This is a genomic window from Ureibacillus sp. GCM10028918 (assembly GCF_042666115.1).
In the GTDB taxonomy this organism is placed as follows: domain Bacteria; phylum Bacillota; class Bacilli; order Bacillales_A; family Planococcaceae; genus Ureibacillus.
Window position 1 is genome coordinate 472,041 of sequence record NZ_JBHTFK010000002.1, and the last position, 21,378, is coordinate 493,418.

Below are 21,378 nucleotides of genomic sequence, written 5' to 3' on the forward strand. Positions count from 1 at the left end.
TTTTATAGAAAAAGGGTAGAAGGAGAAGTTTCCTTCTGCCTTTTTCTATAAAATCTAACATATAGAAATAAAACAAGATCTATTTTTAAAACTTAATCCTAATCCTACTATGAAATTGTGAAGGTGAATTTTATTAAATCAATTACATTTTTTCTTTATTTTTATCGTCTTCATCTTCTAATACCCCTTTAGTGGAATCCTTGAAGTTTTTCATGGATTCACCAATTGAGCGTCCTAGTTTAGGTAGTTTAGATGGGCCAAATATGATTAAGATGATCACTAAAATAATGATTAATCCTGGAATTCCGATTGAGTTTAACATAAAATTATTCCTCCATTTAAAGGACAGTGCCCTAAGTTAATTCCTATTAATCCTCTCTAGATAACAGTGCCACTAAAAAGTATCACTACTATCTAGAGGGGACAAACGTTTTTTGTTGTTTAATAGGAATTATTTTTTTGCAGTGTCTTCTTTTTTGTTTTCTACTAATGTGAACTCATCTTTTACTTCTTTGAACTCGCCAGTTACATCATCTACAATATCCTTTGTAGAATCTTTGAATTCTTTTAAAGTTTGTCCAACTGCTTTACCTAATTGTGGCAGTTTAGATGGTCCGAATAATATTAAAGCAATTACCAGGATAATGACTAATCCCGGTACTCCGATGGATTGTAACATAATAAACCTCCTTCATATTTAGTGAATAACTTCATCAGCAATTTTTAATTGCTTTCTATAAGCTTTCTCCGAAACGACAATACTTATTTCAAATAAAAGCAATAATGGAATAATAATTAGGAAATCTGAAACAAAATCAGGTGGAGAAATCACGACCCCAACTACGATTAAGATAAAGTATGAAATTTTTCGCATTTTTCGTAAACGAGTAGGAGTAACTACTCCTAACTTTGTTAAAAACAAGATAACAACTGGTAGTTCAAAAACAAGACCTACTGGAATTAGCAGGTTAAACATAAGTGTAAAATATTGCTTCATTCCGTAAGTTTCAGTTGCACCGATAGATTCATTAATATTGGACATAAAATTTAGCATGAGTGGAAACAAAATAAAGTAGCTAAAAGATACACCTACTAAAAATAGGATAAATGCAGCAGGGATAAATGTTCCAGCGCTGGCAGCTTCCTTATTAGTTAAGCCAGGTTTTGAAAATTGCCAAAGCTGATGCATCGTAACTGGTAAAGTGAAACATATTGCAACTAATAGTGCACACTTTACATAGATTGATATACCGTCAGTATATCCAAACACGTTCCAATCAACATGTTTCGCAACATCCTGGGATTTTAGAAACTGTAAAATGTCAGGTGCGAAAATGAAACCAATCAGGAGAGTCACTACAAAGACTGCACATATAATGATCAAGCGTTTACGTAATTCTTCTAAGTGTTCTACTAATGTATATTCTTTTTCCTCCATGATTTCACCACACTTTCATCAATATATAATAAATAACACCGATTTACGAAAAAATATTTATTTTCATAAAAAAACTTTGATTTGTATACAAAACTGTTATAGAATGAAATAGTTTTTGAGAGGAACAAAATTAAATTATACACGCTTTATTAAAAAAGTAAATAAATAATCTGGGTATAATCTTCGGGGAGGGATAAGATGACAGAGTATAACCGCGAAGAACTTTCGTTGATAATTCAAGTGTTGGCTGGGATTACTTTAACGGTAGGATATGCATTCGCTATTTCTGTATACAATACTGTGGTACCATTTTTTGCTCTTATTGGAACAGCTGTTGGTTTAGCTACGATAATAGGATGTTGGATTGGAATTAAACATTTAGGTTTTATGCTAACGCTAATTATGGCATCAATAATTTTCGCTATTTATTTCAATTTTGGAGCTATGTTCAGTTAATTAAGGAGGACTCATTATGGCAGAGAAAGAAAACTTCACAGAAAAAAAGTCGACAAGACGTAATTTCTTAAAAAATTCAGGGTTAACACTTGGAGGGTTGGTTCTAGGTGGTGCAGTAACAAGTTTAGTAGTGAAAAATGATGATGGCACTACTACTACTGAAACAGATACACAACATGCTCAACATGGTACAGGTGCTACCAACTTCAATCGCGCATTAATGTTTTTTACACCGTCAGAATATCAAACGGCAGCAGCTGCTGCAGATCGCATTTATCCAGAAGATGAAAACGGTCCTGGTGCTAAAGAGTTATTAGCTGCAGTATATATCGACCACCAATTAGCCGGCCAATGGGGTAACAATGTAAAAGACTATCGTTTAGGTAGTTTCTATGCTCCAGGTGAAAACCAAGGTCCACAAACGAAATTATTGCGTAAAGATTTATTCCGTGCTGGATTAGAAGCATTAGATACTTATTCAACAGATAATTATGAGGGTGTATTTACGACATTAGAACCTGAACAACAAGACGAAGTGCTAACTGCATTTAGTGAAGGCAAAGCAACATTATATGGTAAAACTAGTTCTTCAGAATTCTTCAGTCTATTGCGTACAATGACAATCGAAGGTGTTTACGCTGACCCTATGTATGGTGGTAACAGCGATATGATTGGTTGGTCAATGCGTAAATATCCGGGTTCTCGTATGCAATATGTAAACGAGATCCAAAGTGAAGAATTTATCGAGTTAAAACCAGAGGGTCTAAGCAGCCACATGAGCTAAAGATTTGATTTTGAACGGAAGAGAAAGGATTGACTAATAAATGGTAACAAAATTAGAAAAAGCACCAGTAGTAGTAATCGGTATGGGGTGGGCTGGTGGTATCGTATCAGCTGAATTAACAAAAGCTGGTATAAACGTAGTGGGTCTAGAACGCGGTAAAGACCGTACAACTGCGGACTATACAATGGCTCACGATGAATTAAGATATCAACATCGTACTGAATTAATGCAAGACTTATCAAAAGAAACAATAACATATCGTAGTACACTTGATCAGAAATCGCTTCCAATGCGTCATTATGGTACATTCATCGTTGGTGATGGTGTTGGTGGTGCAGGTTCTCACTGGAATGGACAAACTTATCGCTTTTTACCATACGACTTTGAAATTCGCTCTATGACAGTTGATCGCTATGGTGAAGATAAGATCCCGGAATGGATGACTCTTCAAGACTGGGGGATCACATACGAAGAAATCGAACCATATTATGAAAAATTTGAATATATGGCGGGTATTTCTGGGGAAGAAGTTCCTGAGTTATGGGGGAAACGTGCTAATCCATACCCAACAGGACCATTAGTAAAAACTCCTTTAATGAAAACGTTTGAGGAAGCTACTACAAGCCTTGGGTACAAACCATTTGTAATTCCTGCAGCTAACCTTTCTGAAACCTATACAAATCCAGACGGTGTTCAACGTGGTGCATGCCAATATTGTGCATTCTGTGAAAACTTCGGTTGCGAATATGGCGCAAAAGGTGACCCGGCTGTAACAGTAATCCCTGTTGCAAAACAAACAGGTAAATTAGATTTACGTACATTTGCCAACGTATTAGAAATTACATCAAACGGTGGTAAAGCAACAGGCGTTATCTACGTTGATATGTTAACAGGTGAAAAATTTGAACAACCTGCTGATGTAGTAGTTGTTGCTTCATACGTATTTAATAATGCACGTTTATTATTAAATTCAAACCTAGGTACACCTTATAACCCAACAACTGGTACTGGGACAATTGGTAAAAATTATTGCTACCAAGTAACAGGTGGTACAACTCAATTATTCTTTGAAGATCGTGAGTTTAACCTGTATGGTGGTGCAGGTGCACTTGGTATTGAGATTGCAGAATGGATGGGTGATAACTTCGACCATTCTGATGTAAACTTTATTCACGGTGCTGGTATCCGATCTACACAATATGGTGACCGTCCTATCGCAGTAAACCGTGTTCCTAAAGGAACAGCAAACTGGGGTGCAGATTTTAAAGCGCAATCCATTAAATATGCGAACTCTAACTTCCCAGTTAAAACACAAGGTGCAAGTATGCCATCTAAAACGAACTTTTTAGACCTTGATCCAGAATACAAAGATGCTTGGGGTTACCCACTGCTTCGTATGACTTACGAGTATACAGACAATGATCGTGAAATGGTAAAATTCATGGCGCAAAAAACTCGTGAGATCGGTGAAAAAATTGGTGCTGATATAATTGAAACTTCTGAAGAGCAAGGGAATTTCAGCGTTAACAAAGATACAAATACGCATAATACAGGTGGCGTAATCATGGGTGCCGACCCAGCCACATCAGCTTTAAATACTTACTTGCAAATGTGGGAAGTAGAAAATGTATTCGTTGTGGGTGCGTCTGCATTCCCTCATAACTCAAGTTTCAACCCAACTGGTACACTTGGGGCATTATCGTACCGTGCTGCTGAAGGTATTCAAAATTATATTAAAAACGGCGGCGGGTTATTAGTATAGTAAATATTAAACTCTATCATTCTTCTACAAACAAAATAGACTAGTCTATTTTGGACCATTAATACAACTTTCTAGTCAACAACGAAAAAAGAGGTTGTCTCACGTATAGTGAGACAACCTTTTTTGATGCAAGAGAAAAGAATGGACAATTAGAGATCATGTTCCAAAAATTAATAAGTTACAAAAAGCTTCAGTCCATTTTCCCAAATTTTGATGAAGTAAAGTCAGCGGGTAGTGAAGCAATCAATAATTAGATGGAGCAATTAACTCGTTGGATTCAGCGAAAAATTTGACGATTACTTTTTTGATGATATTTTTTGGGCTCGGTCAATTCACTATAATATTTTTTTATCGAAAGAACATGTTTCAAGAGTTATTGCAGATATACGCAATACAATGTTTAAATTAGACCCGAAACTAGTTTTACTTGAAGAAACGTTTAATGAAATTTATCCGAAGAAAATGGAATTATGGGGATATGGAAATAGAGCTGTCTTGTCTTCATTCTTTTTGAAGCGTAAAATAGAAGAATATTGAAGGATAAGGGAGTTTTAACATGAACAATCGTTTAGTAAATGAATTTTTAGAGCTAGTTCAAATTGATTCTGAAACAAAACATGAAGAAATCATCGCGCCAATCCTTGTCAAAAAGTTAAAAGATATGGGATTTGAAGTTTATCAAGATGACGCTCATACACGTAATGGTCATGGTGCGGGCAATATTATTGCAACTTTAACAGGTACATTAGATGTTGAACCCATCTACTTTACTGTTCATATGGACACAGTAGTTCCAGGAGTTGGCATTAAACCGGAAATCCGTGAGGATGGATATATTTACTCCGATGGAACAACGATACTAGGAGCGGATGATAAAGCAGGGATGGCGGCATTATTCGAAATGGCACGTCGTTTAAAAGAACAAAATATTGAACATGGAACAATTCAATTCATTATAACTGCTGGTGAGGAAAGTGGCTTAGCAGGAGCAAAAGAATTAGATCCGTCTCGTATCCAAGCAAAACTAGGCTTTGCTGTGGATAGTGATGGAAAAGTAGGCGGGATTGTTACGGCTGCACCATTCCAAGCAAAATTGGAAGCAAAGGTTTTTGGTAAAACCGCTCACGCTGGTGTAGCCCCGGAAAAGGGAATATCTGCAATTACTTTAGCGGCAAAAGCTGTAGCGAAAATGAATCTTGGAAGAATTGATGAAGAAACAACAGCAAATATTGGTCGTTTTGAGGGTGGCAAGGCGACAAATATTGTTTGTGACGAGGTCTATATTTTAGCTGAAGCACGTTCCATCAATAGAGAAAAATTAGATGCTCAAGTGAATCATATGAAAGAAACATTTGAAAGTGTAGCGCAAAGTCTGGGTGGCCGCGCAGAGGTTGAAGTGAAATTAATGTACCCAGGTTTCTCGGTAACGGAGTCTGATCGCGTTGTACAGATTGCAATGCAAGCTGTAAAAAATATAGGACGTGAAGCATTGCTTGGAATTTCCGGTGGTGGAAGTGATGCAAACGTAATTGCTGGATTTGGTATCCCGACGGTAAATCTTTCTGTTGGGTATGAAGAAATTCATACAACGAATGAACGCATGCCTATTGAAGAATTAGAAAAGTTAGCCGATTTATTAGTAGAAGTAGTCAAATGTTCTTCTAAATAGAGCACAAACAGGGTTGAAAAAATGGCATTTGTAGATAATCAAGGATTTACAGAAATACTTAAGGATTAGAAATATGGTATCGCCTATAAATTGGCTAATTGGGTAAAGTATCCGATTAGCCTTTTTTCATTTTGGCATCTTAGTTTTGGAGGTGTATAAGGCAGAGTATTAAAATCATATTGAATCTTTAAACTCTTTGAATGTTTGTCCAACAACACCAACAAGTTGCGGAAGTTTAGTTGGTCCAAAAAGAATTCATGCGATAACAAGAATTATAACTAATCCTGGAACTTCGATTGATTTTTTTGTGATGTAATGAACTGCAGGAGTTCAGCCGCGAAAAGGAAACCAATAAGTAGAGTTACAAAAAACACCATACTTTATTATAATTAGCTTTTCCGAAGTTCAATCAAATGCTTAATTAGAGGTAATTCTTGTTTATCCATATATTCACCAACTTTTTCAAAAACAATTAAGTATATAAAATTTATAAAAAAAATAAAGTGTATACAAAAGAAGTTGTATAATATACTAATCTGTTATGGAATGAAATATTTTTTCAAAGGACATCAACAGATTATACACTATTTTAAAAAAGTAAATTATCGAGTGCAAAAGGGAGGGATTTATGTGACAGAATATAACCGTAATGAATTATATACAATCATGCAGGTATTGGCAGGAATCACGCTAATAACTGGATATGCACTAGCAATTAATAACTACAACGGCAATGTACCTGCATTCACTTTAATTGGGGCGGCATTAGGCTTAGCTATAATACTAGCTTGTTGGATCGGTAGAAAACATCTGGGTTTCATCATTAGTTTAGTCGCAATGTCTGTCGTTTTATCAGTCTTTTTTATTGTAGGCGCAATTTGATTAAGGAGGATTCATTATGTCGGAAAAAGGTCAAAGTTTTACTGAAAAAAAATCAACAAGACGTAATTTCTTAAAAAACTCTGGATTAACAATTGGTGGGGTGGTTCTTGGAGGAGCAGTTGGTAGTCTACTAGGAAAAGATACTACCAATGTAACGGAAGAGTCAGTGCACCAACAGCATAATGCTGCTGAAACATCATCAACAAATACAAATGCAGCATTGATGTTCTTCTCACCTGAACAATATCGTATTACAGAAGCGGCAGTAGAAAGAATTTTCCCTGCAGATGACAATGGCCCTGGTGCGAAAGAATTATTAGTGGCTTATTTCATTGATCACCAATTAGCAAGTGGATGGGGAACAGGAGCAAAAGAGTATACACAAGGACCATTTTTCCCAGGTGAAGATACACAAGGTTATCAAAGTTCATTAAACCGTCAAGATGTTTTCACAATTGGTTTAGCAGCACTTGAAAGTCATAGTAAATCTACATATGAGAAATCATTTACAGAGTTAACGGAAGAAGAGCAAGACGCAATTCTTACGGAATTTGACGATGGTAAAGTAAAAATGAAGGGTGTTTCTTCAGACTTCTTCTTTAGCTTACTGCGCTCAACAACTATTGAAGGTGTTTATGCAGATCCTCTATATGGTGGTAACGCAAATATGGCAGGTTGGAAAATGAAAAACTTCCCAGGACATCAAATGAGCTTCATGAGCATGATTGAAAAAGATGAGGTTATCAAATTGGATCCAATTCCGTTATCTTCACAACATGGTCATTAATTTCAAATAGAATAATAGATTTAAAAAATTATGTATTATTAGATACTTAGGAGTGGAATATAATGGTAACAACTTTACCTAAAACAGACGTCGTAGTAGTCGGTGTTGGTTGGACAGGCGGTATTGTAGCTGCAGAACTAACAAAAAAAGGCTATAAAGTAGTTGGGCTAGAGCGTGGTAAAGGTCGCACCACATCAGATTACTTAATGGTACACGATGAACTGCGTTATACAAAACGTCATGAAATGATGCAGGACTTATCTAAAGAAACAATTACATTCCGTAACCATGAAAAAATGCGTGCATTACCAATGCGACAACATGGAGCGTTCGTTGTTGGTACTGGTGTAGGTGGATCTGGTGCTCACTGGAGTGGTCAAAACTACCGTTTCCTACCATACGATTTCCAAATTAAGACTTTAACAGAGGAAAGATATGGTAAAAACAAGCTTGATTCTAACTACATTTTACAAGACTGGGGAATTACTTACGATGAGTTAGAGCCGTATTTCGACACGTTCGAGAAAATGGCAGGTATTTCTGGTGAAGAAAACCCACTTGGTGGATTTAGATCAAATCCTTATCCAACAGGACCGATGAAAATGACACCGCTTCTAAACACATTTAAAGAAGCAGTGACAAATTTAGGATGCCATCCTTATATGGTGCCTTCTGCAAATCTTTCTGAAGATTACACAAATCCAGATGGAATTAGCCGAGCGGCATGTCAATATTGTGGTTTCTGTTCACGTTATGGCTGTGAATATGGGGCTAAAGCAGATCCTGCAGTGACAGTGGTTCCTACTGCTCAATCTACAGGGAACTTTGAACTGCGTACACATTCACAAGTAGTAGAAATTCTTCACACAGGTAATAAAGCTACAGGTGTACGTTATGTAGATGTTCAATCAGGTGAAGAATTTATCCAGCCTGCAGATGTTGTAGCGGTAACAAGTTTTACACTAAACAATACACGTTTACTATTATTGTCTAATATGGGTACTCCTTATGATCCAAAAACGGGTAAAGGCGTAATCGGTAAAAACTACGCATACCAAAATAACTGTGGTGAAACAGTTGGGTTATTTGATGATAAACAATTTAACTTATATATGGGCGCTGGTTCATTAGGTGTTGCAATCGATGACTATAATGGGGATAACTTTGACCATACAGATTTAAACTTTATTCATGGTGGTAGTATTTTCCTATTGCAAACTGGTAAAGGACCTATTGGATTTAACCCAACGAAAGATGGTACGAAAAACTGGGGTAAACAATTTAAAGAAGAATCGATTAAATATTATTCTAGTCAAGTTGCTATTGATGCACAGGGTGCGAACCTTGGTCACAGATATCACTATCTAGATCTAGATCCTACTTATAAAGATGCTTGGGGTATGCCGCTTTTACGTATGACATATGATTACGAAGATCAAGATCGTGAAATGGCTAAATTTATCGGCGATCAAACTGAAAAAATTGTAAAAGAAATGGGCGCAACTCATACTTATACAAACAGAGAGCAAGGACCATTCGATATCGTTCCTTACCAATCTACACATAACACTGGTGGCGTAATCATGGGATCTGATCCTGAAACAAGTGCATTAAACAGCTACCTACAAATGTGGGATTTTGAAAACGTATTTGTTCCAGGAGCAAGTGCATTCCCTCATAACAGTGGTTACAATCCAACAGGTACAATCGGAGCATTATCTTACCGTGCTGCTGAAGGTATTGATAAGTACATGAAAAATGGTGGTTCTTTAGTTTAATCTATTAAACTATTGATTAAAATAAATCTATTAAGATTCTAGTCAACAAAAGTTAATGATGATTCTCTCTAGGTAGAAAATGAAAGTACGCTATGATAAAAATAGCTATTACATCTTTACTTAGGGGGGATTTTTTAATTGAAAACCAAACATAATCGCATGAATCTAGAATTATCGGCAAAATCTGCTATATTTTTCAGCCGATTATCAGCATAAGTAGTATAATATTCTTCAAAGCAGCTTTTATGAGGTGAAAGAATGTCATTTGAAAAAGTAGTTATTTTTAATTGTGGAAAAGAAGAATACGCTGTACCTGTAGAACAGGTCGTATCCATTGAGAAATTGAGTCATATTACACCTATTCCTCATCTGCCAAATTATTTGCTTGGTTTTGCAAGGGTTAGAGGAGAGCTAATTCCAGTCATTGACTTTAACCGTATCTTGTATAATCAATCGAGCCAGGGAGATTTATGTCGCATTATTGTGTTGAATACGGATATCGTAAATTATGGTTTAGTTGTTAGTGAGGCAAAAGAAATCATAAATCTAACAGAGAATGAAATTAAACAAGTTGGGCTAGTAAATTATACAAAAACACGTTACTTTACTGCAGTAGCGAATCTAGAAGAGCGCATGATCGCTTGTGTGGACCCAAAAATCTTAGTAAATTCACTTGATGGCATACGAGAAATCATAGAGTATTTACATAAGTTACTTGAGGATGAAAATAATCAACCGAATTCATAATAATCGAAGCTAGTAGGATTAAATTAGTCCTTCTAGCTTCTTTTTTTTAGGATTCACTATTTTTTGTGATTGTTGAATTCTTTTTGTAGAAATGAGCGATAAATCCATAAATACTTGGGATGAACATAATTACGGTAATTAGAGCAAGAGTAAATAACAAGTTTTCTTCAACCCAAGGAATATTTCCTAATCCAAAGCCAGTACCTAGCCATACAAATGTCCAAATTAACGCACCGAGCACATTATAGCGAACAAAATTTGTGTAAGAATGACCGGTAAAGCCAGCAATAAACGGAATCATCGTACGCATTAAGGGAATAAATCTTGAGAAAGTAATCGCAACTTTTTCATATTCATGCAAGAAATCGCTTGCCTTTTCAATGCTTGATTGTGGAATAAGTTTTGCTAGGTAATTTTTATCAGCAGGTATTCTTTTAAATGCGCTTCCAATCAAAAAATTATTGCTATCGGCTAATGAGGTTGCAATAAAAAATAATAAAAATAATCCGAAGATATTTAATTCACCAATTGCAGCGATTGCACCACTGGCAAACAAAAGGGAATCGCCGGGCAAGAAGGATAAGATAACAAATCCAGTTTTGCAAAAGACAATTAGAAAAAGTAATAAGTATATATAGATTCCAAACCGGTCTATGTAAAAATAAAGTTCAGAATCAAGCTTTCGCAGTACCTCAAAGATATCAGATATAATCAATGTAGCTAGCTCCATTTCTGTCATTTCAAAATATAACTTATTAAATTATATTCTTAAATTAAAATAATTAACCTGCATTTACCCTTTAATTTGTTAATTTTCATCAAAATATTATCTTAATGCAAATTCGCTTCACTTGTTATTTTCACGTAAAAATAGATTTTGAAACTTTTACAAGGATAAAACGTATAGTAAAACGAACAATGATTTGTAATTTTCGAGGTGAAATGATGAAAAAATATTTACCACATAGACCGATTCTTCATTTACCAAAAACAAAATTTGAAATGATGATGGATGCGATTGGAATTGTATTATTTGTTGGTTCCATTGTCTTTTTAATAATGAATTGGGATGGGATTCCTGATAAAGTGCCTGTTCATTTTAATGGAGCTGGAGAGGTGGACCGCTTCGGGTCAAGGGTTGAGTTAATCATCCTACCGATCATCGGTCTCTTCATTTTTGTGCTCATGAGCCTATTGGAAAAGGTGCCTCATATGCATAATTATCCAAATCGTATCAATGAATCCAATGCAGAACTGTTTTATTTGCCTAGTCGGAAATTACTAAATGTCATAAAAAATATATGTTTAGTGATGTTTGCATATTTAATCGTCTAAATTGGGCGTGTATCCTTAGGAGAAATTCATTCCTTGAGTATCGGGTTTGTTCCGATCATTCTGATAATATTATTTGCGACCATTGGAATTGGCTTATTTAAGCAATCAAAAATTAAATAAAAAACTACAGGTCACAAGCTTTTTAATTTGCTGGGAAGCAATGCATAAATATATTATAATATAGGTAAAAATGTCAATTTAATGAGACAGATAAGTGGATAGAGAGAGGATATAAAGAATATTTTAATATGAATATTTTATTAATCCGAGATTCGTTCCCGACTGGAGAGAACGTTTTGAAAAATTATATTCAAGTATTTTTAGGTGGTATGGTAGGAAGTCTTTTGCGATATCTTGTTCAACTTTATACAAGTACCTCGGTAATGCTATGGATCGTCAATATTATAGGCAGTTTCGTGCTTGGTAGTTTAAACGGGTATTTTTTAAAGAAGGGCAAGCAGGCAAATTTATTTTTAACAACCGGGATGCTTGGTGCATTTACCACATTTTCTACATTTACAGGAAATTGGTTTAATCAGCTACAAGAGCATTTTTTATTAGGCATATATTATGGAGTTGCCATGACCCTAACATGTTTTACAGTTGCTTTTATTGGGTACGTTCTGAATCGGGGTAAACTAGCATGGAATGGATAATTATAGCTATTGGAGGAGGCGTAGGGGCAACAATAAGATTTTTGGTACAATTGTGGATAGGAAAAAAATTGATTTCTTCTTATTGGGCTACTGCTTTGGTCAATGTATTGGGATCTCTTATGCTTGGTATTACAAGTAATATGGCAATTGAAACAAGTTCTCTATTGACTTTTATAACTGTTGGCGTTTTAGGAGCATTTACTACATTTTCGACATTTGCATTTGATATTGTTAAATTAATCGAAATAAAAAAATGGGGAACAGCACTTTTATTTATAAATGTAAATTTAATGGGTGGGATAATGGCCTTTTGGTTGGGTTGGATAATTTAGTACTATATAAAAAAAGAAATACATACATTAGAGGCGGTAATAATATGAAGGCATATTTAGCAAATGGATTATTTTCTATTGGCGACCGATTGGTAAATGAGATGCTTGCTAAGGAAATTAGGCAAGAAATACCGGAAATCGAATTATATGTTCCACAAGAAAATGATGCAATTAATGATAAACAAGCATTTGCAAATAGTTTAGCAATAGCGGAAGCAGATATGAAAAAGTTGCATGAAAGTAAAGTGCTTATTGCAGTATTGGATGGGATAGAAATAGATTCGGGTGTAGCAGCAGAAATTGGCGTATTTTCTACTTATAACCGACCAATCATTGCGTTATTTTCCGATGTTCGACAACTCGGTCGAGACAATCATCAAAAAATTAATGCTCTAATTGAAGATGGAACAGAAAATCAATTTATTTATCGCAACTTATTTGTCATAGGGATAATTAAGAAAAGCGGTGTTATTGTAAGTACAGTGAAAGATGTTGTTGAAACTGTGAAAAAATATTTGAGGGAGGAATAACGTTGAAAAGAACCGGAGAAAAAGTATTAAGTATCATTGCGACTATACTCAATGTATTATCAGTAGGTTTTTTGATTTTAATATTATTTAGCAGCAAAATGCTGATTGATACGGGTATGAACGATCCCATTTTTCAAAGTGAAATTGAAAGCCAAATGGCTGCGAGTGGGCTAACAGAAGCCGAAATGGATGAAGCTTTACTATTAATGGGAGATTTTGTATCCTTTATTAATGGTATCGGTTGGTTATTTGTTGTATTAGGCGTGATTGCAATAGTACTTGGAATTATTGGTGCTGTGAAAGTAAACAAAAATGCAAAGGTAGCAGGAATCTTATTTATTATTGCCGCAGTTTTATCGGGCATCATTTCATTACCTGGTATTTTACTGATTATTGCAGCAATTATGTGCTTTGTACGAAAACCGCAATCACAAGAATTAGCACTGCAAAAAACCGATGAAAATGGTTACATCATCGATTAATGTAGAGTGAAACAGTACACTATAGAAAAGCTTGCCATGTTGATATAAGGCATTCGGAATGTTCTATTCTGAATGCCTTATGTCATTTTATACAATTATTGTTAGGTCGTCTAATTAAATCAAAAGAACTTGGCGTTAATTCTTTATTTATATGAAATTTTCTCAAGTGACAAAAGCTTCTCTTTCACATCTAATCCACCACTAAAGCCGGTAAGGGAACCGTTTTTCCCTAAGACACGGTGGCAGGGAATGACAATTGCAACTGGGTTAGAGCCGATTGCAGTTCCGACAGCTCTGACTGCCTTTGGATTTCCGATTTTGTTGGCGATATCAGAATAACAAAAAGATGCTCCATAGGGGATTGTGCTTAGGGCCTTCCACACGTTCATTTGAAATATTGTCCCACGAACATCGAAGCTAAACGTAAATTGAGTTCTTGACCCATCAAAATATTCTACTAATTGCTCTTTATATAGTGATAGCTCATCCTCAGCTTCTAAAAGTTTGCAATTTGGAAATTGTTTAATGCATGTTTTCCATAATTCATCCATTGATGAGTGCTCTGTCCCTAGAAAGCACATTCCCTTTTCGGTTGCTGCAATATATACTTTCCATTGTTTATGTAAAAGTAATTGGTAATGGATTACCGTTTTTTTATCCATGAACACACCTCCATTTTCTATATCTTATCATGGAAATGTTAACTTATAGTCTAATTTTCTAATTCTATACATAATAAAAAATTACAATTAAACCTTATGATATAATTAATCTTAGTAAAAATCGTTCTGTTCTTTTAAACAAGAACTGAGCGATTTTTGTTATTTGAATCCTCGATAACTGATGTGTAAATACAAAGTCTAAATTAGGGGATTCTAACTAGATAAATTTATTGCAAGGAGAGATTTTTATGGGGGAAACAAAAGTAGCAACATCATCCATTTTTAGACAGGCATTAACAGTTAATAAAAAACCGTTTCCCTGGTTAAAAGCTTTTTTAGCTGGCATAGCAGCCGGACTTCCTATTGCGATAGGCTTATTATTTGGCAGTTTGCAATATGGATTGATTGCTGGGTTAGGAGGTTTTACATTTTTGTATGTATTTCCAATTCCTTATGCACAGTTAGCAAAGAAACTGGCATGGTGTATTTTAGCAATTACAACCTGTGTATTTTTAGGTACTTTATTGGCCCCATATCCACTTGTATCAGCGATTATGATGGGGATTATTGGAGCTATCGGCATATTTATATTTGGGGCATTTAGATTAGTGGGGCCTTCTGCTTTCTTTTTTGTTCTTATTTTTGCAATGGTTACCGGAATGCCGGTTGCACCAGAAGAAGCATTTAACAGAGCAGGATTGGCATTTCTAGGTGGCGTCTTATCATGGGGAATAGCTATGAGTGGTTGGTTATTTAATCCTCATGGACCCGAAAAAAATGTTGTAAAAAGATGCTATCTCGAATTAGCTAATTATTTCGAGGCAATCGGAACTAGTCGTGTAAATGAAGCACAACATCGAGTAATGTCAACCTTGAAAGAAGCTAGTGAGACAATGGCATCAGGGTATATTGCTTGGCGTGAATCGGATAGCTATAATAATTTATTTGTATTAAATAATTTTGCGCATAAAATTTATCTATTTTCTGTAGAACAACAGTTTACAGGACGAAAAAGTTCAGTTCCCGTTGAATTGGGGCAATCCTTACGCAAATTTGCGGAAATAATTGATTCTAAAAACATGTCCGATGCAGCAACAATAAATTTACCACACCCTAATGAGATGGATGAAAAAATTGCGCAAGTTTATATTGAAATGAATGCTGTTAAGAATACTTTAGTGGATTCGAGTGTTTCATTAAAAAATCAAGTCGTTATTCAAAAAAACTCAGCTAAAAGAATTTTACTTGGGGCATTCGATAAAAATTCCATTATTTTCATCAATGCAATAAGATTCGGTGCGATTACAATTTTTGCAGCCATTTTTGCTTTTGAACTAGAATTCGATCGTTCCTTCTGGGTTCCTCTTTCTTGTGTCGCCGTATTGTCTGGTGCGACTGTAATCGCTTCTCTTCACCGTGCAATCCAACGTAGCTTTGGGACCATTTTTGGGATATTAATAGCAAGTGTAATTCTTTTTTTTCAACCATCAGGTTATTTTATTGCTCTTCTAATCTTCCTTTTAACCTTTATTACCGAGTTATTTATTGTGAAAAATTATGGATTAGCAGCACTATTTTTCACTCCTGCAGCACTAATAATGGCTGAAGCAGGATCAAATGGAGAAGCTACTTTTACATTTATAGCGTCAGCAAGGTTAGTTGATGTAATAATTGGTGTTATAATCGGATTAATCGGAGTTTGGTTTGTTGGACGGAAATCTGCCTCGAGTAAGACGCCACATTTAGTTTCAAAAACGATTCGCTCACAAGCTCAAGCATTTTATGCACTTTTTTCAAACCAGGAGTTACATCAAAATGAATTTAACAAAATGGCGACAAATATTCAAAATTTAAGAACAGTTTTTGATACAGCTACAGGGGAATTTCCAAAAGATAAAGAAGCAATCGACTATTATTGGCCAATTATTCATGTCTTGGAAGAACTTGGGTTTCTATTAGAGAAATGTGCAAGTTCAATTACAAGACCAGTTCTCGAAGATAACGTGCTTGCTCAGTATTTGTTAATTTTTGAATCCATGGCGATTGCGGCTGATCGAAAAAAATATGTAGAAAAAAGATATCTGCCTGAAATTGAGGGTTTCCAAATTATTGTAGAAAAAATCGAACAGTTGGAACAGAACTTACTCAAGCAATAATTAGTAGAAGCTACTCTCTAAAAACGTAATATGAATTAAATACTAAGTTTAAAAATAGAATACTTGGAAAAAGTAATAATGGTTAGTACTTCTAGCTAATCATTATAAAAACTTGGTGGATAAAGTGATGGATTTTTCATCATATTATTTAGTAGCTGTGAATTATATTGCCTACAAAATGGAGGAAAGCAAATGTTAAAGATTGGTATCATTTTAGGTAGTACACGTGAAGGAAGAGTTAGCCCTCAGGTTGGAGAATGGGTGAAGAAATTAGCTGAGGTTCGTGGAGATGCAACTTACGAAATCATCGATATTGCGAATTTCAAATTACCCTTACTAGGTGAGCCGGGGGGAGATGCTTCAGGGGTTAGCGACTGGTCAGCTAGTGTTGCAAGCTGTGACGGTTTTGTCTTTATAGTACAAGAATATAACCATTCTATTACTGGAGCATTAAAAAATGCTTTAGACTTCTTGCGTGAGGAATGGAACAATAAAGCAGCAGGAATCGTAAGCTATGGTTCAGTTGGTGGTGCTCGTGCCGCAGAACATTTACGTGGGATTTTAGGCGAGCTGCTTGTCGCTGACGTTCGTGTTCACCCAGCATTATCTTTATTTACAGATTTCGAAAATGGTACTGATTTCAAGCCAAAAGAAGTACAAAATCAATCAGTTAATGATATGTTAGATCAACTCATTTCTTGGAGTACTGCATTAAAAACTATCCGAAAGTAAAACTAGTATGTGGGTCAGAGTGTAGAAAAAGTCGATATCCGACTTTTTCTACACTTTTTTAGTTAAATCTATATAAAACAAGGCACCTAGACTGACTTGAAAACGCTTGTTAAACAAGGCGGGAAGCCCGACTGAAGAAGGGAATAGAACATGACGATCATGAGGGGACGACCGTGCAACCAACGCTGTTTGCGAGCGTTAGTCAAAAGTCTGGAGTTTTTTTTCCTAGCCTCAATTTTATTTCCCTCTGCTTTTATTGCATTTTTTCTATACAGTAAGGGTTCAAAGGTATTAAAATAAAGTTAATAGTTAGAAGATTGTTATAACGGAGATTCTTAAGGATTGGAGGCAAAGTTCTTGATCAACCTGTCTAATGTAACTGTTACGAAAAATAAAAAGGTTATTTTAAAAAATATTAATTGGCAAGTGAAAAAAGGAGAGCATTGGTCAATATTGGGATTAAATGGTTCAGGAAAAACAACTTTGTTAAATGTAATCAATGGGTATATACATCCAACAAACGGCCAAGTAGAGGTATTAGGTGAATTATACGGAAAGACATACATACCTGACCTTCGCAAGCAAATAGGTTTAGTCAGTGCTTCTATTCAACAACAAATTCAAAATTTTGAAGGTGTTTTAAGTATTGTCTTAAGTGGAAAGTTTGCATCAATTGGACTTTGGGAGGCGGTTGAGAGGGAGGATGTCGATATCGCCAAAAAGTATATGAAACTATTAAACTGCGATTATTTGCAAGAGCGTGAGTATGGAACTTTATCGCAGGGGGAACGTCAAAGAGTATTGATTGCACGGGCATTAATGGCCAAACCAAAGTTATTAATATTGGATGAACCATGTAACGGTTTAGATATTATTACTCGAGAAGAGTTGCTAAAAATTATAGAGAATTTATCTAAATCGAAAGACTGTCCAATAATTATATATGTCACGCACCATGTAGAAGAAGTTCTTCCATGTTTTACTCAGACCCTTTTATTAAGGGATGGGGAAGTATTTGAACAAGGATCATCTTCCGAACTGCTAACCGAGAATGCTTTGACCAATTTCTATAATCGGCCTGTAGCAGTTCAAAAAGAACAAAATCGTACTTGGGTTGCTCTAAAAGAAATTGTCGATCAAAAGGCCTGACACGATCATCAGGATATTTCGATCTTGTCTGCATGATGGATTAAAGTGAACATATAGTTTATAATAAGCGAGAAAAATAATTAATTTTAAAGGAATATCATAAAAATAAAGCATTCATTTGAAATGTAATTTAAAAGGGGAGATCTAATGACACAACCACAACCAGCAAAACCAAAAAATGAATTTATGTCTTGGTTAGTTGCGATTTTATTTGGAATTGTCATTTCGTTTATTTGTCGTGAATTTCTTTTTTCCCCACTTATTGTTAAAGGGGCTTCGATGATGCCTACATACGAAAATCAGGATGTTATTATAGTTAGTAAAATAAGTGAAATTAATCGATTTGATCAGGTGGTCTTTGAGGCTCCGTATGAAGATGAGTATTATATTAAACGTGTCATTGGTTTACCTGGCGATACAGTCGAAATGAAGGAAGATATTTTATTAATAAATAATGAAGAGTATGAAGAATCATATGTAAACCGGGATAATGACAATCCATTTCAAAAAAGAGTTACTGAAAACTTTACTTTAGAGGAAATAACAGGGTATGATACTGTTCCTAAAGGTTATTTATTTGTTTTAGGGGATAATCGATTAAGAAGCTCGGATAGTCGACATTTTGGATTAATACCGGTTGAATCGGTATTGGGTGAATCCAAAATAAGAATCTATCCATTAAGTGGTATTAAATTATTTAACTCGAATAAAGAATAAAAAGGTGAGACTGACATTATTTGTTAGTCCCACCTTTTCCATTATTAGAATCGGCATCCAATTAATCTATTCCCAAGTGTATCTTTATTGAACCTATTTTTTGATATGGTACTTTTTTAACTATAAAATAGGAGAGGTAGTTACTAAATATTCATCCTTTAGGAGGTATTTCACGTGCTGGCGAAAATTTACAAAGACGATACAGGCTATACGGCAGAATATGAACATGTATATAAGGTTTCAAGTGAAAGTGTTTGGTCTTCATTAATCAGCAATGAAAACTTTAAATTTTGGATGGAACATCTTGAGATAACTGATTTAAGTAAAGGTGGGAATATTAATTTTCATTATAACGATGGGTCTGGTACTATTGAGAAAATTAGTATCACACATTATGTCGAAGGGAAGGTCCTCCAATTTGAATGGGGTGAAGACACTGTTCGTTTTGAAATAAGTCCAAACAACACTGGTTCACAGTTAACTATGAAACAATTTCTAACTAATCTGACGGACCATACGCCCAAAGATCTAGCAGGTTGGCATGTTTGCTTGTTGCATTTCGATAATGTTGTAACCGGTGAATCCCATTTAATAGCTGAAGATGAATGGGAAAAATGGTATGTAGAATACAAGTTGTTAGTAAACAATTTAGATAATAAATAACTGGCTTGGATTTTTGATATAAAAAAAGTAGAATTTCAATTTCTGAAATTCTACTCTTTTTATTTTTAATATACTTTATCTCCATTGAAAATCGAGTTTTTAACCACTACGTAGTCAACTGTACGGATAGACTCTAACTTACTTCCGCCAGCATACGAGATAGAGGATTGTAGATCCTGTTCCATTTCCACTAAAGTATCCATTAAAGATCCTTTGTGCTCAACGTACATTTTTTTACCTTCAACGTTTTTCTTTTCACCTTTTTGGAATTCAGACGCTGAACCAAAATACTCTTTGAACATTTTGCCATCTTTTACAACCGTTTGTCCTGGTGACTCTTCATGGCCAGCAAATAGGGAACCAATCATGACCATTGAAGCACCGAAGCGTACTGATTTTGCGATATCTCCATTTGTACGAATGCCGCCATCTGCAATAATTGGTTTTGTTGCCGCTTTAGCACACCAACGTAGTGCGGCTAGCTGCCAACCACCTGTACCAAATCCTGTTTTAATTTTCGTAATACATACTTTACCTGGTCCAATACCAACTTTTGTTGCATCCGCCCCAGCATTTTCAAGTTCACGCACTGCTTCAGGAGTTCCAACATTCCCGGCGATAACAAAACTTTGCGGTAAATGCTGTTTAATATGTTTAATCATATTAATAACGGCGTTTGAATGCCCATGAGCAATATCGATTGTAATAAATTCTGGTATTAATTCTTCTACGGCTAATTGTTCAATGAAAGCATATTCCTCTTCTTTTACACCAACAGAAATAGAGGCAATTAGTTTTCGAGAATGCATATTTTTAATGAATTCTGCACGAGTTTCTGGATTGAACCGATGCATAATATAGAAATAACCATTTTCTGCCAAGTTAATTGCAATCGATTCATCAATAATTGTCTGCATATTTGCTGGTACTACTGGTAGTTTGAATTTAAAGCCACCAAACATTATCGAAGTATCACATTCTGAACGGCTGTTTACGATACATTTATTTGGAATTAATTGAATATCTTCATAATCAAATACGTTATCCATTTAAGAACACCTCTAAATCACGAATATTTTTTTAATAATGGGCATTAATTGTTCGCCCTTTGGTAATTTACCTTATTTTTGGGACTATGTCAAAACATTTCTCCAAAATTTATATATTTTTTAGCTTCTCCAAAAGAAAATGAAATATTATGTGAACTTTTTATGTTAGAAATTTTGACATTAAGTGCTTTTTTTTGAATAAAAATAATCCATTGTTGTCATATTAAACAACGAAGGAGATGAAATGATGATGCCAAGAAACTCAGAAAATCAACATGTAGAATCTACACCACATTTCGATGGCGAAGAAACTTTAAATAATCCGCCAGGTACAGCACATGAAAAGCTAACTTTCTCAACTCAACTAAAACCACGTGTAGAATTTGGAATGGAGAGAAATCCTTTTAAATTTACTCCGAAAGTAGATCCAATGATGCAGCGATTCGAGAAGCTGATGAGAGGGACAAAAAAAGGTAATGATTATATGTTGTTCATAATTAGCACGGGACTATTTTAATTTAGTTAAGGTATGTGCCATTAATTTTTTGAAACTTATAATATTGAATTTGCTTTTTCAAAAATCAAATTTAACATATAAGACAAAAGCACAAT

Annotated in this window: 26 protein-coding genes; 19 read left to right on the plus strand and 7 right to left on the minus strand. The window is 35.1% G+C overall.

The features are described 5' to 3' along the window. Positions 1-142: 142 nt before the first annotated feature. From tatA to tatC, 3 genes are all read right to left on the minus strand, one after another. The gene (gene tatA / locus ACFQU5_RS02305; protein WP_390284298.1) at positions 143-322 is read right to left on the minus strand and encodes a twin-arginine translocase TatA/TatE family subunit; all 180 of its coding nucleotides are present in this window, start codon (positions 320-322) and stop codon (positions 143-145) included. A 129-nt stretch (positions 323-451) separates the two neighbouring features. Further along, positions 452-679, minus strand: coding sequence for a twin-arginine translocase TatA/TatE family subunit (locus ACFQU5_RS02310; RefSeq protein ID WP_390284300.1), 228 nt, complete (start codon positions 677-679; stop codon positions 452-454). 18 nt (positions 680-697) lie between these two features. Beyond that, complete coding sequence (gene tatC, locus ACFQU5_RS02315; protein ID WP_390284302.1) at positions 698-1,438, minus strand: twin-arginine translocase subunit TatC; 741 nt, start codon at positions 1,436-1,438, stop codon at positions 698-700. Between the two features lie 198 nt (positions 1,439-1,636). Between tatC and ACFQU5_RS02320 the strand changes: the two genes are divergently transcribed. The 4 genes from ACFQU5_RS02320 to ACFQU5_RS02335 all read left to right on the plus strand — a co-directional run bounded on the left by ACFQU5_RS02320 (position 1,637) and on the right by ACFQU5_RS02335 (position 6,109). Beyond that, positions 1,637-1,894 carry a hypothetical protein gene (locus ACFQU5_RS02320; protein WP_390284304.1) on the plus strand — a complete coding sequence of 86 codons (258 nt, stop codon included), beginning with the start codon at positions 1,637-1,639 and terminating at the stop codon, positions 1,892-1,894. A 16-nt stretch (positions 1,895-1,910) separates the two neighbouring features. After that, entirely contained in the window at positions 1,911-2,678 is a 768-nt protein-coding gene (locus ACFQU5_RS02325) for a gluconate 2-dehydrogenase subunit 3 family protein (RefSeq protein WP_390284306.1), read from the plus strand. A gap of 40 nt (positions 2,679-2,718) precedes the next feature. After that, on the plus strand, positions 2,719-4,440 hold the full coding sequence (locus ACFQU5_RS02330; RefSeq protein ID WP_390284308.1) for a GMC family oxidoreductase: 1,722 nt from the start codon (positions 2,719-2,721) through the stop codon (positions 4,438-4,440). Between the two features lie 556 nt (positions 4,441-4,996). Then, entirely contained in the window at positions 4,997-6,109 is a 1,113-nt protein-coding gene (locus tag ACFQU5_RS02335; protein ID WP_390284310.1) for a M20/M25/M40 family metallo-hydrolase, read from the plus strand. A gap of 174 nt (positions 6,110-6,283) precedes the next feature. On the opposite strand, the gene ACFQU5_RS02340 is transcribed toward ACFQU5_RS02335, so the two are convergent. Then, positions 6,284-6,364, minus strand: a complete 81-nt coding sequence (locus ACFQU5_RS02340) for a twin-arginine translocase TatA/TatE family subunit (RefSeq protein WP_390284698.1) — start codon at positions 6,362-6,364, stop codon at positions 6,284-6,286. Positions 6,365-6,739: 375 nt separating this feature from the next. On the opposite strand from ACFQU5_RS02340, the gene ACFQU5_RS02345 reads away from it, so the two are divergent. The 4 genes from ACFQU5_RS02345 to ACFQU5_RS02360 all read left to right on the plus strand — a co-directional run bounded on the left by ACFQU5_RS02345 (position 6,740) and on the right by ACFQU5_RS02360 (position 10,303). Beyond that, positions 6,740-6,991, plus strand: coding sequence for a hypothetical protein (locus ACFQU5_RS02345; protein WP_390284312.1), 252 nt, complete (start codon positions 6,740-6,742; stop codon positions 6,989-6,991). A 16-nt stretch (positions 6,992-7,007) separates the two neighbouring features. Then, the gene (locus ACFQU5_RS02350) at positions 7,008-7,778 is read left to right on the plus strand and encodes a gluconate 2-dehydrogenase subunit 3 family protein (RefSeq protein ID WP_390284314.1); all 771 of its coding nucleotides are present in this window, start codon (positions 7,008-7,010) and stop codon (positions 7,776-7,778) included. 62 nt (positions 7,779-7,840) lie between these two features. Next, complete coding sequence (locus ACFQU5_RS02355) at positions 7,841-9,556, plus strand: GMC family oxidoreductase (protein ID WP_390284316.1); 1,716 nt, start codon at positions 7,841-7,843, stop codon at positions 9,554-9,556. A gap of 258 nt (positions 9,557-9,814) precedes the next feature. Further along, entirely contained in the window at positions 9,815-10,303 is a 489-nt protein-coding gene (locus ACFQU5_RS02360) for a chemotaxis protein CheW (protein ID WP_390284318.1), read from the plus strand. A gap of 46 nt (positions 10,304-10,349) precedes the next feature. Here ACFQU5_RS02360 and ACFQU5_RS02365 read toward each other — a convergent pair whose 3' ends face one another. Next, positions 10,350-11,018, minus strand: coding sequence for a VTT domain-containing protein (locus ACFQU5_RS02365; RefSeq protein ID WP_390284320.1), 669 nt, complete (start codon positions 11,016-11,018; stop codon positions 10,350-10,352). Between the two features lie 230 nt (positions 11,019-11,248). On the opposite strand from ACFQU5_RS02365, the gene ACFQU5_RS02370 reads away from it, so the two are divergent. The 5 genes from ACFQU5_RS02370 to ACFQU5_RS02390 all read left to right on the plus strand — a co-directional run bounded on the left by ACFQU5_RS02370 (position 11,249) and on the right by ACFQU5_RS02390 (position 13,638). Beyond that, the gene (locus ACFQU5_RS02370) at positions 11,249-11,638 is read left to right on the plus strand and encodes a DUF1648 domain-containing protein (RefSeq protein WP_390284322.1); all 390 of its coding nucleotides are present in this window, start codon (positions 11,249-11,251) and stop codon (positions 11,636-11,638) included. A 296-nt stretch (positions 11,639-11,934) separates the two neighbouring features. After that, complete coding sequence (locus ACFQU5_RS02375) at positions 11,935-12,294, plus strand: fluoride efflux transporter FluC (RefSeq protein ID WP_390284324.1); 360 nt, start codon at positions 11,935-11,937, stop codon at positions 12,292-12,294. Beyond that, a complete protein-coding gene (locus ACFQU5_RS02380) occupies positions 12,282-12,626 on the plus strand; it encodes a fluoride efflux transporter FluC (protein ID WP_390284326.1) in 345 nt (114 codons plus the stop codon). Before ACFQU5_RS02375 ends, ACFQU5_RS02380 begins: the two co-directional genes overlap by 13 nt. Before the next feature lie 44 nt (positions 12,627-12,670). After that, positions 12,671-13,156, plus strand: coding sequence for a nucleoside 2-deoxyribosyltransferase (locus tag ACFQU5_RS02385; protein WP_390284328.1), 486 nt, complete (start codon positions 12,671-12,673; stop codon positions 13,154-13,156). A gap of 2 nt (positions 13,157-13,158) precedes the next feature. Next, complete coding sequence (locus ACFQU5_RS02390) at positions 13,159-13,638, plus strand: DUF4064 domain-containing protein (RefSeq protein WP_390284330.1); 480 nt, start codon at positions 13,159-13,161, stop codon at positions 13,636-13,638. 143 nt (positions 13,639-13,781) lie between these two features. Here ACFQU5_RS02390 and ACFQU5_RS02395 read toward each other — a convergent pair whose 3' ends face one another. Next, the gene (locus ACFQU5_RS02395) at positions 13,782-14,300 is read right to left on the minus strand and encodes a methylated-DNA--[protein]-cysteine S-methyltransferase (protein ID WP_390284332.1); all 519 of its coding nucleotides are present in this window, start codon (positions 14,298-14,300) and stop codon (positions 13,782-13,784) included. A gap of 248 nt (positions 14,301-14,548) precedes the next feature. On the opposite strand from ACFQU5_RS02395, the gene ACFQU5_RS02400 reads away from it, so the two are divergent. The 5 genes from ACFQU5_RS02400 (at position 14,549) to ACFQU5_RS02420 (ending at position 19,717) form a co-directional block, all read left to right on the plus strand. Next, positions 14,549-16,456, plus strand: a complete 1,908-nt coding sequence (locus tag ACFQU5_RS02400; protein ID WP_390284334.1) for an FUSC family protein — start codon at positions 14,549-14,551, stop codon at positions 16,454-16,456. 192 nt (positions 16,457-16,648) lie between these two features. After that, positions 16,649-17,188, plus strand: a complete 540-nt coding sequence (locus ACFQU5_RS02405) for an NADPH-dependent FMN reductase (protein ID WP_390284336.1) — start codon at positions 16,649-16,651, stop codon at positions 17,186-17,188. A gap of 357 nt (positions 17,189-17,545) precedes the next feature. Beyond that, positions 17,546-18,337, plus strand: coding sequence for an ABC transporter ATP-binding protein (locus ACFQU5_RS02410; protein ID WP_390284338.1), 792 nt, complete (start codon positions 17,546-17,548; stop codon positions 18,335-18,337). Between the two features lie 147 nt (positions 18,338-18,484). Further along, the gene (lepB, locus tag ACFQU5_RS02415; RefSeq protein WP_390284341.1) at positions 18,485-19,054 is read left to right on the plus strand and encodes a signal peptidase I; all 570 of its coding nucleotides are present in this window, start codon (positions 18,485-18,487) and stop codon (positions 19,052-19,054) included. Positions 19,055-19,228: 174 nt separating this feature from the next. Next, on the plus strand, positions 19,229-19,717 hold the full coding sequence (locus tag ACFQU5_RS02420; protein ID WP_390284343.1) for an SRPBCC domain-containing protein: 489 nt from the start codon (positions 19,229-19,231) through the stop codon (positions 19,715-19,717). Positions 19,718-19,782: 65 nt separating this feature from the next. On the opposite strand, the gene guaC is transcribed toward ACFQU5_RS02420, so the two are convergent. Beyond that, positions 19,783-20,766 (minus strand): GMP reductase, encoded by a 984-nt coding sequence (gene guaC / locus ACFQU5_RS02425; RefSeq protein WP_390284345.1) that lies wholly within the window; start codon positions 20,764-20,766, stop codon positions 19,783-19,785. A gap of 244 nt (positions 20,767-21,010) precedes the next feature. Between guaC and ACFQU5_RS02430 the strand changes: the two genes are divergently transcribed. After that, positions 21,011-21,283 (plus strand): hypothetical protein, encoded by a 273-nt coding sequence (locus ACFQU5_RS02430; protein WP_390284347.1) that lies wholly within the window; start codon positions 21,011-21,013, stop codon positions 21,281-21,283. Positions 21,284-21,378 lie beyond the last annotated feature (95 nt).